Origin of the sequence: Escherichia sp. E4930 (genome assembly GCF_005845405.1) — a bacterium.
GTDB lineage: Bacteria > Pseudomonadota > Gammaproteobacteria > Enterobacterales > Enterobacteriaceae > Escherichia.
In genome coordinates this window covers 106,498-122,934 of record NZ_VCDZ01000015.1, presented here as the reverse complement: position 1 = coordinate 122,934, position 16,437 = coordinate 106,498, and the positions used below count along the sequence as shown (strand labels likewise).

14 protein-coding genes and 2 pseudogenes are annotated in these 16,437 nt (G+C 47.4%); 10 read left to right on the top strand and 6 right to left on the bottom strand.

The window, feature by feature from the left end; genetic code table 11:
* Positions 1–7: 7 nt before the first annotated feature.
* The gene (locus tag FFT88_RS16845) at positions 8–1,339 is read right to left on the bottom strand and encodes an MFS transporter (RefSeq protein ID WP_135403944.1); all 1,332 of its coding nucleotides are present in this window, start codon (positions 1,337–1,339) and stop codon (positions 8–10) included.
* 286 nt (positions 1,340–1,625) lie between these two features.
* Between FFT88_RS16845 and FFT88_RS16835 the strand changes: the two genes are divergently transcribed.
* From FFT88_RS16835 to FFT88_RS16805, 7 genes and pseudogenes are all read left to right on the top strand, one after another.
* Positions 1,626–2,378, top strand: a complete 753-nt coding sequence (locus FFT88_RS16835) for a GntR family transcriptional regulator (RefSeq protein WP_135403943.1) — start codon at positions 1,626–1,628, stop codon at positions 2,376–2,378.
* A gap of 13 nt (positions 2,379–2,391) precedes the next feature.
* Positions 2,392–3,468: an ADP-ribosylglycohydrolase family protein gene (locus FFT88_RS16830; protein ID WP_135403942.1), complete on the top strand. Its 1,077-nt coding sequence runs from the start codon at positions 2,392–2,394 to the stop codon at positions 3,466–3,468.
* A pseudogene (locus tag FFT88_RS25940) lies at positions 3,468–4,465 on the top strand (SIS domain-containing protein). Before FFT88_RS16830 ends, FFT88_RS25940 begins: the two are co-directional and overlap by 1 nt.
* A 4-nt stretch (positions 4,466–4,469) precedes the next feature.
* Positions 4,470–5,384, top strand: coding sequence for a carbohydrate kinase family protein (locus FFT88_RS25935; RefSeq protein WP_135403941.1), 915 nt, complete (start codon positions 4,470–4,472; stop codon positions 5,382–5,384).
* Between the two features lie 29 nt (positions 5,385–5,413).
* Positions 5,414–6,538, top strand: coding sequence for an esterase-like activity of phytase family protein (locus tag FFT88_RS16815; RefSeq protein ID WP_135403940.1), 1,125 nt, complete (start codon positions 5,414–5,416; stop codon positions 6,536–6,538).
* A gap of 93 nt (positions 6,539–6,631) precedes the next feature.
* Entirely contained in the window at positions 6,632–7,366 is a 735-nt protein-coding gene (locus tag FFT88_RS16810; RefSeq protein WP_130218200.1) for an oligogalacturonate-specific porin KdgM family protein, read from the top strand.
* A 13-nt stretch (positions 7,367–7,379) separates the two neighbouring features.
* Complete coding sequence (locus FFT88_RS16805; protein ID WP_135403939.1) at positions 7,380–8,249, top strand: DUF2608 domain-containing protein; 870 nt, start codon at positions 7,380–7,382, stop codon at positions 8,247–8,249.
* Positions 8,250–8,293: 44 nt separating this feature from the next.
* Here FFT88_RS16805 and parE read toward each other — a convergent pair whose 3' ends face one another.
* From parE to nudF, 5 genes are read right to left on the bottom strand one after another with little or no spacing between them, the layout of a single operon-like run.
* Positions 8,294–10,186, bottom strand: coding sequence for a DNA topoisomerase IV subunit B (gene parE, locus FFT88_RS16800; protein WP_130218204.1), 1,893 nt, complete (start codon positions 10,184–10,186; stop codon positions 8,294–8,296).
* A gap of 28 nt (positions 10,187–10,214) precedes the next feature.
* A complete protein-coding gene (gene yqiA, locus FFT88_RS16795; RefSeq protein ID WP_000105733.1) occupies positions 10,215–10,796 on the bottom strand; it encodes an esterase YqiA in 582 nt (193 codons plus the stop codon).
* Positions 10,796–11,623 (bottom strand): 3',5'-cyclic-AMP phosphodiesterase, encoded by an 828-nt coding sequence (gene cpdA, locus FFT88_RS16790; RefSeq protein WP_130218206.1) that lies wholly within the window; start codon positions 11,621–11,623, stop codon positions 10,796–10,798. The genes yqiA and cpdA overlap by 1 nt, the downstream gene beginning before the upstream one ends.
* Before the next feature lie 24 nt (positions 11,624–11,647).
* On the bottom strand, positions 11,648–12,070 hold the full coding sequence (locus FFT88_RS16785) for a DUF1249 family protein (RefSeq protein ID WP_000833390.1): 423 nt from the start codon (positions 12,068–12,070) through the stop codon (positions 11,648–11,650).
* Positions 12,071–12,700 (bottom strand): ADP-ribose diphosphatase, encoded by a 630-nt coding sequence (nudF, locus tag FFT88_RS16780; protein ID WP_021564655.1) that lies wholly within the window; start codon positions 12,698–12,700, stop codon positions 12,071–12,073.
* Between the two features lie 204 nt (positions 12,701–12,904).
* Here nudF and tolC point away from each other — a divergent pair, with 204 nt between their 5' ends.
* The 3 genes and pseudogenes from tolC to FFT88_RS16765 all read left to right on the top strand — a co-directional run bounded on the left by tolC (position 12,905) and on the right by FFT88_RS16765 (position 16,370).
* The gene (gene tolC / locus FFT88_RS16775; RefSeq protein WP_135403938.1) at positions 12,905–14,386 is read left to right on the top strand and encodes an outer membrane channel protein TolC; all 1,482 of its coding nucleotides are present in this window, start codon (positions 12,905–12,907) and stop codon (positions 14,384–14,386) included.
* A gap of 147 nt (positions 14,387–14,533) precedes the next feature.
* A pseudogene (locus FFT88_RS16770) lies at positions 14,534–15,204 on the top strand (DUF1190 family protein).
* 5 nt (positions 15,205–15,209) lie between these two features.
* Entirely contained in the window at positions 15,210–16,370 is a 1,161-nt protein-coding gene (locus FFT88_RS16765; RefSeq protein WP_135403937.1) for a glutathionylspermidine synthase family protein, read from the top strand.
* The last annotated feature ends 67 nt before the right edge of the window (positions 16,371–16,437 follow it).

Sequence of the window (16,437 nt, the reverse complement as noted above, 5' to 3'; positions counted from 1 at the left end):
TAAATTTTCATATATTTTTAGGCTGTAAACGTACTTTAATCTGTTCGTAATATTCATTATTAATCAGATAAAATCGCATGATAAGTCCGGTAATCAGGTTAAGTATCGCGGGAATGATCGTCATTAATAAGCAGATTCCCCACAGCGCCTGTGATGTTTGTTCAACGCCAGGCTGATAGTCCATAAACGCTAAAGCGATTCCGATAAAGCCCCCCGCCAGTCCCATACCAAACTTTTGAAAAAAGAGAATCCCGCCAAATGCCAGTCCAGAAACACGTTGCCCCGTTTTCATTTCACCGTAATCCACCGACTCAGCAATGGATGCCCAATAAATGGGAAGCTGGATATCCGTCAGGAAGGTCACCACAATATAAAATGTAAAAGCTAACACTATAGAATTTGGTTGCACGAAATACATCGCACCACCCACCACGAACGCCAGTAATTGGGTATAACGAAATATTTTTATTTTGTCATAGAGACGAGTAAGCCAGGTGCAAGCGATCATAGCCAGAACAGAGGCGATCACGCCTGAAGTTAAAAACGGTGAAATTAAAGCATCCCCACCATTCAGGTAATATTTTGCATAATATGCAGCTACAGAGTTACGAATAATCCCGCCAAACATAATGATCGCAATTACAACGCCCAAAATGAGCCATTGATCATTTTTGATCAGTAACCGAAACTGCGCGGCCATACCGAGGCTGGGTTTTGGATGGTAGATGCGCTCTCTCACGCTAAAAAAACAATACAGGCATAAACACGTTGCCAGAATACCCATTGCCCCCATTGCTATTTGATAACCCAGTTGTACGTTATCCTTCCCAAGATACATTGCAGATAAAGGAACAATAATTGTTACGGCGAACATGGCAATTTTTGTCATAACAAAACGATAACCATTGGCGCTCAATCGCTCTTGTGGATCATCCGTGATAACGCTGATTAATGAAACATAAGGAATAGCGATTAACGTATAGGTCAAGGTAAGTAACACATAGGTAGCCCAGGCCCATAAAAGCTTAACTGAATAATCGGTATCAGGTGTGGTGAACATCAACCAAATGCTTATCCCAAACGGTATTGACATAAAAAGCAACCACGGCCGATATTTTCCCCAACGTGTATTCGTTCTGTCTGTCATTGTTCCCACAACAGGATCAATCACAGCATCAAGGATACGTACAGAAAATAACAGAACACCTAAGTCGACGGGTTTCAGACCAAATACATCCGTGTAAAAATAAGTGATGATCATAGCTAAAGACATCATTACTATCGCAATAGCCATATCACCGGCGCCAAAACCTATCTTTTCATTTATTGTCAGTTTCATACACAGCACTCATTGATCACGTGAAATTATATTAAAAACAAATGTATCGGAACTCATTCAGCACATAACTTTACGAGTGAGAATAAATGCATTGGTAGATACCACAACAAACCACTGAGTTAATATTGAGCAGTATCACATAAAAACCAATTTAATTTAACTGCATGATTTTTATTAATAAATGTGGTTTTTTCTGTTTCATGTCACAGATAGTGAACAAGCACCATGCGTAATAAAAGTTAAAGAATGTAGAGTTGGTATCAACCACTTGAAATGAGGCTTTGTCATGATGAAAATTTATAAAGCCAGTAAAGGTCAGCTAAAGCATCGTGAAATATTTGATGAAATAAAGAGAAAAATAGATAACGGTGAATGGAAAGAAGGCAAAGCTATACCGACAGAAAGAGAATTGTCAGAACATTATTTAAGTAGCAGAACAACCATTCGAAAGGCAATAGAAAGCCTTAAACAACGCGGCTACCTGCATAGTGTCCACGGGCAAGGGACATTTGTATTACCTTCTCGTAGTAGAGAGAATCATTTATTGCATAGCTTTACCGACGATATTAAAGCTCGCGGTGGTATTCCAGCACAGAATATTATTGAAATAGGCTATATTCCTGTCAGTGATGTTATCAGAAAAAATCTCGACCTGGATATCCATGTCCATACTGTATTCTGTATAAAACGCGTTCGCTATATGGGAAGTACACCTCTAGGTATTCAGACATCATGGCTTGCGTTAAATGACGGACAAAAAATAACTCAGGAAGAGCTGCTGGCGACGGGTTCGCTCTATATTTTACTGGAAGAAAAACTCGCAATTAAACCTTTAGAAGCAACGGAAGTTATCTCTGCCCGGCTTCCCTCGCCCCTTGAACGTCAATTACTGGAACTGACTGCTGATGACGTCGTATTAAGTTGTACTCGCGTCACATTATCCGTGGAACGCAAACCGATGGAGTATGTAGAGATGGTTTATCCCGCAAGTCGGTACTCCTACAAAGCACGAATTACAAAAGACAGTTTTAGCGTGTAATAGAGAGAATATTGTGAATAAAATGAAACAAACTGTAATTTATAACAAAATATTAGGTTCATTAGCCTGCGCAGGTATGGGTGATGCATTAGGTGCAGCGACTGAACTCTACAGCATTGATGAAATAAAAGCGCAATGGGGAGGTTTTTTAAATGATTTTGTTTCTCCTCCTGCCGATACATTCGCTGGCTCATTAAATGGCATTGCGGGACTTATCACCGACGATTCCAGCCAAATGTATGTTTTTTCAGAAGGGCTGATTGAGGCTGGATTTGATAACTTCACCAATAATGACTGGTTAGCCTGTCTTCTGCGTTGGGCCGATATGCAGCCCTACGCAAATTATAAAGGCCCCACAACTGAACAAATTGTTAAGGCGCTAAAAGAAGGAAGACCCACAAATACCATTGGGCGTATTGGAACGTCTTCTCGCCAGGCTCCCAATGTCGGCACCACGAATGGCGCCGGGATGCGTGTAGCCCCGGCAGGATTGATCTGGCCTGGTAATAAAGAGAAAGCATGCCGCCTGGCTTTATTAACTTGTTTACCGTCGCATGACACCAATATTGCGATTGCCAGCGCCTGCGCCATCGCTGCGGCGACATCGCAGGCTATGTTACCAGAAGCCTCGCTCACATCATTACTGGACGCCGCACTCTGGGGAGCGAATTACGGCGAACGCCTGGCCAAACAATATGCACGATGTGTAGCAGGACCATCTATCGCCATGCGCATCCAACTTGCAGCGGACATCGCCAGACGAGCCAATGATCTGGAGTCTTGTCTGCGAGAAATGGAAGGTTTGGTCGGTAACTCTGTTGCCGCCCATGAATCCATTCCTGCGGCAATCGGTCTGTTGCTGTACTGCAAAGGAGAACCCTGGGAAACCATTCATGCCTGCGCCAATATTGGCAATGACACCGATAGCATCGCTACGATGGCAGGCGCAATTGCAGGGGCATGGCGCGGTTTTGATGCGCTCCCTGAAGATAAATATGCCTTTTTCCGCGCCGTAAATAATAAAGATTTCGATCTTGAAGCGATCGCGTCGGGCCTGACGTTGCTTGCATTACAGGCACAGGAGAAATAATGAACATGTCAGCCCGTAATCCCATTATGCCATTAGCGCAAACTCGCGAGGAAATAGACGCAACGGCGGCAGCGTTACGCCATTTGGCAGTTATCTGGGGTGAATGTTTTTCTACTATTCAGCTCGATAGACGTGCTGTTGAACGCGTCTGTATAGTGGGATCGGGCGACTCCTGGACGGTGGCACTATGTGCCGCCGCCTGGCTGGGGAAATACACACATCTGTCTTGTTCCGCATTGCAAACGTGGGATTTTCTTCAGACTGATTTAACCCGTTATCAGAAAGAAACATTGATCATTATTCTCAGCGCGAGCGGCAGACCATCACTGGCCGTTGACGCTCTCCGCCACGCAGTAAGCTCAAACGCGCAAGTGCTAGGTGTGACGAATTGCCCTGGAACGCTATTTTGCGCAATAACAAAAAATATGCTCTACACATGGGCAAACAAACAGGGTATTCCAACGCAAAGTAGTAGCGTCACACTTTATGCTCTCCTGCGCTTAGCGCAAAAATTATGTCCAGACATAATACCGCTGCATATTGAAGAGGGGCTGGAAGAGAAATTTAAACTGATTAATCAGCACTGGCAGCAAAAGAAGCGACATTTTTACCAGAAAAAAGAGATGACGTTTCTGGGTAGTGGCTTAAGTTGGGGGCTGGCATTATCGGGGAGCAATTTACTTTCTTGCGGCCCACAGATTCGTGCGACAGCCCTTCCACTGGAAGAATTTTATCATTCATTACGCTTACATCAGGCTGGTGTCGGTCAGCATTATTTTTTACTACCAGCCACATCCTGCGAGTACCCATTTTACCTTGCAACCCAAAAAGCAATTATTGAACAGGGAGCGACAGCAGAATTAATCAGTTTTATACCTGACGCCAGTGAGTCCAGCAATTTATTTCTGGTCATGCAGTGGTTATATGAAATGTGCTGGCATTTAAGTTGTGATTATGTCGACGCAGGCGGCAACGCGTTAGCCATAGGGAGAAATAAGACTATGAAGAAATTTGATGTCGCCGCTTTAGGCAGTGGAAATATAGATATTTTTTTATCTATCCCGTCACTCCCCACACGTGGCGGTAAAGTGGTCGGGACACGTCTGGGTGAACAAGCTGGCGGCACAGTCGCCAACAGTGCCTGTGCGATGGGACAACTGGGACTCAATGTGGTATCTGTTTCATGTGTGGGCAATGATCATTCAGCCGTGGTCATTCTTGATGGATTTAAAAAACATCATGTGAATTGTGATTTCGTTCAGGTAATCCCGGAATTGATTGCCAATACCGCGATTATTTTTATTGACGAATCAGGTGAGAAAACGTTGGTTTACTCGCCTGGCAGCGAACATGAATGGGATAAAGAAAAAGCGCTACAGGCAATTGCGCAAAGCCGTTTTTTTTATACGATGCCAGCCGATATTGAGAAATTTCGTATGCTGGCCGAACATGCCCGTAGCCAGACGACAAAAGTTGTCGTTGATCTTGAGCCTCATATCGTTGCAACACCTGAACACCTTACCAACATTTTACACCTTGCTGATATTGCGATATTTAATTATGACGGTTTTATTCGTGGCTATGCAACAGAGCCAGATTTTACGCTTCTGCATGATATACAAGAAGAGTATCAACTTGACGCTGTCGTAGTAACGCTGGATGCCCGGGGAGTAATTGCAGTCAAAGGCAATGAGCAAGTGCAAATTGGTAGTTATACAATTCCCGTTATTGATACCACAGGCGCTGGAGATACTTTTAATGGTGCATTTGTTTATAGCTTAATAAAAAACATGACTTTAATTGAAGCACTAAAATTTGCTTCTGCTACAGCAGCAATAAATATCACCGCATTAGGTGCCAGAGGTCATCTGGCGACACCATCGGAGGTTAATCTTTTTCTTTCACAACACAACTAAGAACAAATACATACACAAAGGTAAATATCATGAAAATAAGGTATGCCGCTATTTTTCTGGCATTACCGCTGTTATGCACAACAGCGCAGGCAAACAGTTTTCTTCATTATGCTGGTGAGTTTAGCTTCCGGACGGGAGGAAAACAGAACAATGTCACAATCGCGGGGCTATCAGCCATCACATTTGATGCAAAAAATAATATTTTCTACGCTATTAACGATAGCAGAAACAATAATAAGGAGGGAGATGCCAGCCTTTATACGTTAAAAATGCAGGTGTCATCCAGGGGCATTGAGCAAGTGAATTTTCTCAACCAGCGTCCACTACTTGATGCAAAGCAGCAGCCTTTCGTGACCAATACGGTGGATGCCGAAGGTCTGGCCCTGACACACGATGGTAAATCATTACTCTGGAGTTCGGAGTTAGGTGCGCCACTGCGTCTGAGCACTCTCGATGGCGTAATGGAGAAGGAGTTTACGTCTTTATTTCCTGCTCGCTTTAATATTAGTCCTGACAAAGAGAGCAGCAGTGGTATCCGCAGCGGCAACGCCTGGGAGGGCCTGACACTTACACCAGACGGTAAATCACTTTTTATCGCCGTTGAAAGCAGTCTTAAACAGGATGGACCTATTGCAAGTCCAATAAATTCAGGCACATCACGCTTACTGCAATTTTCTATAGATGCAGACGGTCGACCTTCAAAGCAATTGCATGAATATCTCTATATTACTGATCCTGTTCCGCAAGTGAGTAAGTTCGGTATTAATGATAATGGCGTATCCGAGGTCCTGGCGCTGAATGATCACCAATTGTTGGTCATCGAACGTTCCGGCAGAAACGTCAGTGCCGGATTCAATGACTGGGATTACTCCGTCAGAGTTTATATGGTCGATTTAACTGCTGCCAGCGATATCAAGAATATTGACAGCCTGCAAGACTGGCCCAGTAAATCTACGTTACAAGCCGTCAGTAAAAAATTATTAATTGATTTTGCTGATTACACTTCCTCTGCGGATTGTATTGAAGGGGTAACATTCGGTCCTCTGATTGATGGACATACATCGTTAATATTTGTATCTGATAATAATTTCCAGCAACATCAACAGACGAAATTCTATCTATTCATCGATAAGGAAAACAAACTTAACATTTAAAGCTAAAATACAAATATAAAAATTCTGATACCTGGAATCATCAGATGGTGTATTCAGCCAGCCAAAATATATTTTATTCTGAAAGGGAATATTATGAGTTCTTATCTTAAATTATCACTCGCAGGAATAACCACGTTATCCTGCCTGTCACCTACACTTGCCATTGCAGAGCAGCCGCATGGATTTATTGATTATCGTCATGAATATCTTGATGATACTCGCACCCACGCGGATCGCGTCGAATTTGGTACATTTTTTAGTAATGGTATCGGTTTGATGGGGGAATTACGTTATAACACTGACGAAGGAGACAAAGATAAATGGGATCCTTCACAATTTGGTAATAATGGAACGGGTTTATCCATTGTATACCGATTTAAGCCACTGGATGACAAAAAATTCTGGTTAGAGCCTATGTTCTGGCTTGATACCACGCAATATTGGTCAACTTACGAATATGGTCTTTCTGCGGGTTATGATTTCAGCAAAGAGTGGAAAGTTTCGGGTCGTTTTCGTTATGACATGGATAAAGCCACCGATAAATCCAAAGGTTATGGCAACGATGATCGTAATAACCGCCGTTACGATGTGTGGATCGACTATCGACCACAAAAAACCAACTTCCAATATCAGTTAAACCTGGTCTATTACAATAATGGTTATTTAACCTGGAATGATGGTCATAAAAACTATACCGCATCATTTAAAGTAGGGTACAAAATGGGATCGTGGATCCCCTATATGAGTATTGCGGATTATAAAGGTGTGGATAAAACATCAAGTAATCGCCAAATCCGCTGGCGCTGGGGTCTGACTTATACTTTCTAATCTGGAATAAAAAATGAATAATAAATTTAAAACCATTTTCTGGATGATTCTCTCTGCTCTGCCTGCTTTATCTTACGCACAGGTAAAAAATATAGTTACTGGCGAATATAGTGCAGTCAGTAAAATTATCACAGAAAAGGAAACTCTCTATCCCTCCGATAAGATATTATTGGTTTTTGACATTGATAACACGTTATTAACGAGTGGCACACGCATTGGCGGTGATATCTGGTATCAATGGCAAACCGATAAATTGCCCTTAAAGCCGGATGACTCGCAAAAAGTTCCTTGCCTGTATGAAAATACAATCAGTATGCTTTACGAACTTAGCCCTATGCAGCTTACCGAGCCACAGTTACCGACACTGTTAAAACAGTGGCAACAAAAGCATACCGCCTTTGCTCTGACATCCCGTGCACCGGATACTCTCTTTCCGACATTACGGGAATTAAAGCGAAATGGCATTGATTTTTCTTCTTCTGCACTCAGGAAGAAAGAGGATACTTTGCCCCCATTTGAAAAAGGGAAAATCAAACGGTCATGGCTATACAGCCAGGGTGTATTTTTTTCTTCCGGGCAAGATAAAGGTGTAATTCTCGATTATATGCTGGACAAAATGGGGAACAAATATGACGCGATTGTTTTTATCGACGACGGGAAAGCAAACATTCATGCGATGACGAAAATGTTTTCTACGGATAAATGGTCCTCTACGGATTTTACCGTTATTCACTATACCAAAGTGGAGAATGATCTTATTAAACAACAGGGTGCAGTAATAACACCTGCGCAAGCAGAAAAAATGGCTACAGACTGGAAAACTCTGGCTGGTTCGCTGGCAACACTATTTCCAGATCGTAACAAACTGTGCCCAATAAAATAATCAGCGACAACCCGGCAAAACTATTGTTTGCCGGGTAAAGATTATCAGACCTCAATCTCCGCCATGTCACCTTTCTCTTGCAACCAGTTACGGCGATCTTCCGAGCGTTTCTTCGCCAACAGCATATCCATCATCGCGTCGGTACGCTGATCGTCTTCATCATCGATGGTCAACTGCACCAGACGGCGAGTGTTCGGATCGAGCGTGGTTTCACGTAGTTGCAGCGGGTTCATTTCACCCAGACCTTTAAAACGCTGGACATTTGGCTTGCCTTTCTTGCGTTTTAATTGTTCGAGCACGCCCTCTTTCTCTTCTTCCGTCAAGGCGTAATAGACCTCTTTGCCAAGGTCAATGCGGTAGAGCGGTGGTAGCGCTACATATACGTGACCATGTTTCACCAGCGTACGGAAGTGTTTTACAAACAAGGCGCAGAGCAACGTGGCAATGTGCAGACCATCGGAGTCAGCATCCGCCAGGATACAGATCTTGCCATAACGCAGTTGGCTAAGATCATCGCTGTCAGGATCGATACCGATCGCTACCGAAATATCATGCACTTCCTGCGAGGCCAGCACTTCGTCGGAAGAAACTTCCCAGGTGTTAAGGATCTTACCTTTCAGCGGCATGATCGCTTGATATTCACGATCGCGCGCCTGCTTGGCAGATCCGCCTGCGGAGTCACCTTCCACGAGGAACAGTTCGGTACGGTTAAGGTCCTGCGCGGTACAGTCTGCCAGTTTGCCAGGCAGTGCCGGGCCGCTGGTCAGCTTTTTACGCACCACTTTTTTGGCCGCACGCATACGGCGCTGGGCGCTGGAAATCGCCATCTCCGCCAGCAGTTCAGCCGCCTGAACGTTCTGGTTCAGCCACAAGGTGAAGGCATCTTTCACCACGCCCGAAACGAATGCCGCGCACTGACGCGAAGAGAGACGCTCTTTGGTCTGCCCGGCAAACTGCGGATCCTGCATTTTTACTGACAGCACATAGGCACAGCGATCCCAGATATCTTCCGCCGACAGCTTCACGCCGCGCGGCAGGATGTTGCGGTATTCGCAAAACTCACGCATCGCATCCAGCAGCCCCTGACGCAGGCCATTAACATGCGTACCGCCCTGCATCGTTGGGATCAGGTTGACGTAACTTTCGGTCAGCAGTTCGCCACCTTCCGGCAGCCACAGCAGCGCCCAGTCAACGGCTTCCGTTTCACCGTTAAAGTTACCGATAAACGGTTTTTCCGGCAGTGTCGGCAGGCCGTTTACCGCTTCCGCCAGGTAATCATTCAGACCGTCCTGATAGCACCAGCGTTGTTCGGTATTGTTGATCTCATCTTTAAAAGTGATCTCAACGCCAGGACACAATACCGCTTTGGCTTTCAGCACATGTGTAAGGCGTGAAACAGAGAAGCGCGGGCTGTCAAAGAAGGTTTCATCCGGCCAGAAGTGCACGCTGGTACCGGTATTGCGTTTACCGCAAGTGCCGACAACCTGCAAATCCTGCACCTTTTCGCCATTTTCAAAGGCGATGTTATAAATCTGACCATCGCGGCGCACGTTAACTTCTACGCGCTTTGACAGGGCGTTAACCACCGAGATCCCCACGCCGTGCAGACCGCCAGAGAACTGGTAGTTTTTGTTAGAAAATTTACCGCCCGCGTGCAAACGGCAAAGAATCAGTTCTACCGCCGGAACACCTTCTTCCGGGTGAATATCCACCGGCATCCCACGGCCATCGTCAATCACTTCCAGCGACTGGTCAGCATGTAAAATAACGTCCACGCGTTTTGCGTGACCCGCCAGTGCTTCATCCACACTGTTATCAATGACTTCTTGCCCCAAATGGTTAGGGCGAGTGGTATCGGTATACATCCCCGGACGGCGGCGAACCGGCTCAAGCCCGGTGAGTACCTCAATGGCATCAGCGTTATAAGTTTGCGTCATGGTTTAAGTTAGTAATTCGAGTTGATCGTCAGAGATGGTGCAGACCAAGAAAATCGACGATCGGGTTGAAATAATCTTCGAAGCCCGTGAATGCGTGGTTGCCGCCTTCTATAACAGTCTGGCGGCAGGAAGCGTAGTACGCCACCGCCTGGCGGTAATCCAGCACTTCATCTCCCGTCTGTTGCAGCAGCCAGATCAAATCCGGCGCTTCCAGCGGGTCAATCTGCATGACTTTGAGATCGTAAATATGGCGAGACTCTAGCACATATTGCTGCCCGGTGTAGGGGTTCTCGTTCTGACCGAGATAGTCCGTCAGCAGTTCAAACGGGCGCACCGCCGGGTTTACCACCACTGCGGGCAGCATAAAACATTGCGACAACCAGGTGGCGTAATATCCCCCCAGTGACGAACCGACAATACCCAGCGAATCGCCGCCATGTTCCAGGACAATGGATTCCAGCAGTTCTGCCGCATCGGAAGGATACGGCGGTAACTGCGGAATAATCATCTCAACGTCAGGGTGATGTTCCGCCAGCCAGTTTTTCAACAAGCTCGCTTTCGCAGAACGCGGCGAACTATTGAAACCGTGTAAATAAAGAAGCGTCGACATCAGTAACCTTCTGAAGCGGTATCTGGTTGGAAACGGGAGTCTGCCAGGCGGTGTACTTCTGTGGTCAGCGTACCATCGGCATGGAGTTCCAGCGTACGCCAACCGGGCGCGATGGTGTCCAGCGTGAAGTTAGAACAGTGCGGCTTAAACTGCACGCAGGTCGATGGCGTTGCCAGCAGGCGACGACCATTCCAGTCGAGATCCAGTTCCTGATGGATATGGCCGCATAACAGATATTTGACGTGCGGAAACTTCACCAGCACGTTATCCAGTTCACCCGCGTTACGCAGACTGTGTTGGTCAAGCCAGCTACAGCCCGCAGGCAACGGATGATGATGCAGCAGAAGCAAGGTATGGCGCTCTGGCGCATCAGCCAGTTTACGTTCCAGCCACTCGAGTTGAAACTCGCTTAACTCACCGTGCGGTACGCCAAACACCTGGCTGTCCAGCAACAGGATTTGCCACTGCTCACCGATAAACACGCGTTTCGCTGAAGATATACCCGCGTCCTGTAGCGCGCTGTACATCGCAGGCTGGAAATCATGGTTGCCCGGCAGCCAGACGCAGGGCGCACGAAAACTTGCGATGCCTTCAGCGAAGTGCTGATAGGCCGCAGCCGTTTGATCCTGCGCTAAATCACCTGTCGCGACAATCAGGTCGAATTCGTGCTGGTGTGGGCGAATCGCCTCCAGCACTGCCTGGTAACTCTCCCAGGTGTTAACCCCTAACAGGGCTTCGTGCTTTTGCGCAAACAGGTGAGTATCGGTAATTTGTAAAATCCTGACTCTGGACTCACCAGCCAGAGGAAGGGTTAACAGGCTTTCCAAATGGTGTCCTTAGGTTTCACGACGCTAATAAACCGGAATCGCCATCGCTCCATGTGCTAAACAGTATCGCAACCAGTCCGCTAAAAACTGATTAATTTGATGCTTTTCGTCGCGTTGATGCAACTTTTTATTAGGATAATCATACCGCGCTTTGAAGCGAAAAATCTGCTGGCTTGAACACACTTCAGCCACCATCGCGTCATGATACAGACGCACCGTCATCGACGGAAGGCTCCAGTAACTGATCGCTGGCGCAATCTGTTCAATAGTCACCAGGGTAGTGTATCGGGTCGATTCCACAATCGTCAGCCGATATTGTGCGTTTGCCACCTGATAGCTTACAGTTTCACCGGGTGCGTCATTGCGCGGTAACAAACGGCGCAATTGTGAAAAGTTCATCTCGCACAGGCGCATCATTTCAGGAAAGTCAGGTGTGTAACGCTTCATTTATGCCCACTCATTTTTTAACGCTTGATGATGCAGTTGCAGCCATTGCAAAGCGATGACCGACGCTGCGTTGTCGATTTTCCCCTCTTCTACCCATTGGTATGCCTGTTCCCGACTTACCACATGAACGCGAATATCTTCGTTTTCATCAGCCAGACCGTGAATACCGCTTGCGGTCGTGGCGTCCACTTCGCCCACCATAATTGACGAACGCTCGCTGGTGCCGCCCGGGCTTGCCAGGAAACTTAACACCGGTTTGGTCCGTTTCACTTTTAGTCCCGCCTCTTCAATCGCTTCGCGACGGGCAACATCTTCCACACTCTCACCTTCTTCAATCATCCCGGCAACCATTTCCAGTAACCAGGGCGTTTCGCTAGTGTCATACGCGGCGATTCGTATCTGCTCAATCAGTACAACTTCATCGCGCACTGGGTCAAAGGGTAGCAAGACTGCGGCGTGACCGCGTTCAAAAATTTCCCGTCGGACCTCATGACTCATTTGTCCGTTGAATAGACGATGGCGAAATCTATAAAGATCTAATGAAAAAAAGCCGCGATAAAGTGTTTCTCGTGCAATAATTTCTACATCGTTTTTGCCAAATGTAACGGGCAGGTTGTCTGGCTTAAGCATGGCTAATGTCCTGGCACTAATAGTGAATAAAATGTGAATTTCAGAGACGTTTGACTGCCGTTTGAGCAGTCATGTGTTAAATTGAGGCACATTAATGCCCTATGGCACGTAACGCCAACCTTTTGCGGTAGCGGCTTCTGCTAGAATCCGCAATAATTTTACAGTTTGATCGCGCTAAATACTGCTTCACCACAAGGAATGCAAATGAAGAAATTGCTCCCCATTCTTATCGGCCTGAGCCTTTCTGGGTTCAGTTCGTTGAGCCAGGCCGAGAACCTGATGCAAGTTTATCAGCAAGCACGCCTTAGTAACCCGGAATTGCGTAAGTCTGCCGCCGATCGTGATGCTGCCTTTGAAAAAATTAATGAAGCACGCAGTCCATTACTGCCACAGCTAGGTTTAGGTGCAGATTACACCTACAGCAACGGCTACCGCGACGCGAACGGCATCAACTCTAACGCAACCAGTGCGTCCCTGCAGTTGACCCAGTCCATTTTCGATATGTCGAAATGGCGCGCACTGACCTTGCAGGAAAAAGCTGCCGGTATTCAGGACGTCACTTACCAGACCGATCAACAAACTTTGATCCTCAACACCGCGACCGCTTATTTCAACGTGTTGAATGCCATTGACGTGCTTTCTTATACTCAGGCACAAAAAGAGGCAATCTACCGTCAGTTAGATCAAACCACCCAACGCTTTAACGTGGGCCTGGTGGCGATCACCGACGTGCAGAACGCCCGCGCACAGTACGATACCGTGCTGGCGAACGAAGTGACCGCACGTAACAACCTCGACAACGCCGTTGAGCAGCTGCGTCAGATCACCGGTAACTACTATCCGGAACTGGCGGCGCTGAATGTCGAAAACTTCAAGACCGACAATCCACAGCCGGTTAACGCGCTGCTGAAAGAAGCCGAAAAACGCAACCTGTCCCTGTTACAGGCACGTTTGAGCCAGGACCTGGCGCGCGAGCAAATTCGCCAGGCGCAGGACGGTCACTTACCGACTCTGGATTTGACGGCCTCTACCGGAATTTCTGACACCTCTTACAGCGGTTCAAAAACCCGTGGTGCGACCACAGGCCAGTATGACGACAGCAATATGGGCCAGAACAAAGTGGGCCTGAGCTTCTCGCTGCCGATTTATCAGGGCGGAATGGTTAACTCGCAGGTGAAACAGGCACAGTACAACTTTGTCGGTGCCAGCGAGCAACTGGAAAGCGCCCATCGTAGCGTCGTGCAGACCGTGCGTTCCTCCTTCAACAACATTAATGCATCTATCAGTAGCATTAACGCCTACAAACAAGCCGTGGTTTCCGCCCAAAGCTCTTTAGACGCGATGGAAGCGGGCTACTCGGTTGGTACGCGTACCATTGTTGATGTGTTGGACGCGACCACTACGCTGTACAACGCCAAGCAAGAACTGGCAAATGCGCGTTATAACTACCTGATTAATCAGCTGAATATTAAATCAGCTCTGGGTACGTTGAACGAGCAGGATCTGCTGGCACTGAACAATGCGCTGAGCAAACCGGTTTCTACTAATCCAGAAAACGTTGCGCCGCAAACGCCAGAACAGAATGCTATTGCTGACGGTTATGCACCTGATAGCCCGGCACCAGCCGTTCAGCAAGCATCCGCACGCACTAACACCAGTAACGGTCATAACCCTTTCCGTAACTGATGACGACGACGGGGCTTCGGCCCCGTCTGAACGTAAGGCAACGTAAAGATACGGGTTATCTGCCGCATTCTTCCCCCTTCTCGCTTCAATTTCGACCAGCCATCCTCTATTCTGATGGGTATTTACCACTGGTCCCGGAAGACAAAAATGAAACGGACAAAATCCATACGCCACGCATCGTTCCGCAAAAACTGGAGCGCACGCCACCTGACACCTGTCGCTCTCGCTGTTGCTACTGTTTTTATGCTGGCAGGCTGTGAAAAGAGTGATGAAACAGTGTCTCTCTATCAAAATGCTGACGACTGTTCAGCTGCAAACCCAGGCAAAAGCGCCGAATGTACCACCGCGTACAACAATGCGCTGAAAGAAGCAGAACGTACTGCGCCGAAATACGCCACTCGTGAAGACTGTATTGCCGAATTTGGTGAAGGTCAGTGCCAGCAGGCGCCAGCCCAGGCTGGCATGGCACCTGAAAACCAGGCGCAGGCCCAGCAATCCAGCGGGAGTTTCTGGATGCCGCTGATGGCCGGTTACATGATGGGACGTCTGATGGGCGGCGGCGCGGGATTTGCACAGCAGCCGCTGTTCTCCTCGAAAAACCCAGCCAGCCCGGCTTACGGTAAATATACCGACGCGACGGGTAAAAACTATGGCGCAGCCAGCCAGGTCGCACCATGACCGTACCGAAGACGGCAATGGCACCAAAACCGGCGACCACCACTACCGTTACCCGCGGCGGTTTTGGTGAATCTGTTGCCAAACAAAGCACTATGCAGCGTAGCGCAACCGGCACCTCTTCTCGTTCAATGGGTGGCTGATACCGATGGAAAGAGTCAGTATTACCGAGCGCCCAGACTGGCGTGAAAAAGCCCACGAATACGGTTTCAATTTTCACACCATGTACGGCGAGCCGTACTGGTGTGAAGATGCTTACTACAAGTTAACCCTCGCCCAGGTTGAAAAGCTGGAAGAAGTCACCGCCGAACTGCACCAGATGTGCCTGAAAGTGGTGGAAAAAGTGATCTCCAGCGATGAGCTGATGACCAAATTCCGCATTCCAAAGCACACGTGGAGTTTTGTGCGTCAGTCATGGCTGACGCACCAGCCGTCGCTTTATTCACGCCTTGATCTGGCGTGGGATGGCACTGGCGAACCTAAACTTCTGGAAAATAACGCTGATACGCCCACGTCACTGTATGAAGCAGCATTCTTTCAGTGGATCTGGCTGGAAGATCAGCTTAACGCGGGCAACCTGCCGGAAGGCAGTGACCAGTTTAACAGTCTGCAAGAAAAGCTGATCGATCGCTTTGTCGAGCTGCGTGAACAGTATGGCTTCCAGTTGCTGCATCTCACCTGCTGTCGTGACACGGTGGAAGATCGTGGCACCATCCAGTATTTGCAGGACTGCGCGACGGAAGCTGAAATTGCTACCGAGTTCCTGTACATCGACGATATCGGTTTAGGTGAAAAAGGTCAGTTCACGGATTTACAGGATCAGGTCATCGCTAACCTGTTCAAACTGTATCCGTGGGAGTTTATGCTGCGCGAGATGTTCTCCACCAAGCTGGAAGATGCTGGCGTACGCTGGCTGGAACCGGCGTGGAAGAGCATTATCTCCAACAAAGCGCTTCTGCCGCTACTGTGGGAGATGTTCCCGAATCATCCGAACCTGTTGCCCGCTTATTTTGCGGAAGATGATTATCCAGAAATGGAAAAATATGTGGTTAAGCCAATCTTCTCGCGTGAAGGCGCAAACGTGTCGATTATCGAGAATGGCAAAACCATTGAAGCCGCGGAAGGTCCGTATGGCGAAGAAGGCATGATTGTTCAGCAATTCCATCCGCTGCCGAAATTTGGCGACAGCTATATGTTGATTGGTAGCTGGCTGGTGAACGATCAACCCGCCGGAATTGGTATTCGTGAAGACCGTGCATTGATCACCCAGGATATGTCTCGGTTTTATCCGCATATTTTTGTTGAATAACACTGCTTAATATTGCCCCGATAATCGGGGCAACTTTTCATAATCCATCATTTATAATCTCCATCAA

Coding starts and splice junctions, on each gene's coding strand:
- FFT88_RS16845 (WP_135403944.1), bottom strand. CDS start 1,339: ATGAAACTGACAATAAATGAAAAGATAGGTTTTGGCGCCGGTGATATG.
- FFT88_RS16835 (WP_135403943.1), top strand. CDS start 1,626: ATGATGAAAATTTATAAAGCCAGTAAAGGTCAGCTAAAGCATCGTGAA.
- FFT88_RS25935 (WP_135403941.1), top strand. CDS start 4,470: ATGAAGAAATTTGATGTCGCCGCTTTAGGCAGTGGAAATATAGATATT.
- FFT88_RS16815 (WP_135403940.1), top strand. CDS start 5,414: ATGAAAATAAGGTATGCCGCTATTTTTCTGGCATTACCGCTGTTATGC.
- FFT88_RS16810 (WP_130218200.1), top strand. CDS start 6,632: ATGAGTTCTTATCTTAAATTATCACTCGCAGGAATAACCACGTTATCC.
- FFT88_RS16805 (WP_135403939.1), top strand. CDS start 7,380: ATGAATAATAAATTTAAAACCATTTTCTGGATGATTCTCTCTGCTCTG.
- parE (WP_130218204.1), bottom strand. CDS start 10,186: ATGACGCAAACTTATAACGCTGATGCCATTGAGGTACTCACCGGGCTT.
- yqiA (WP_000105733.1), bottom strand. CDS start 10,796: ATGTCGACGCTTCTTTATTTACACGGTTTCAATAGTTCGCCGCGTTCT.
- FFT88_RS16785 (WP_000833390.1), bottom strand. CDS start 12,070: ATGAAGCGTTACACACCTGACTTTCCTGAAATGATGCGCCTGTGCGAG.
- nudF (WP_021564655.1), bottom strand. CDS start 12,700: ATGCTTAAGCCAGACAACCTGCCCGTTACATTTGGCAAAAACGATGTA.
- tolC (WP_135403938.1), top strand. CDS start 12,905: ATGAAGAAATTGCTCCCCATTCTTATCGGCCTGAGCCTTTCTGGGTTC.
- FFT88_RS16765 (WP_135403937.1), top strand. CDS start 15,210: ATGGAAAGAGTCAGTATTACCGAGCGCCCAGACTGGCGTGAAAAAGCC.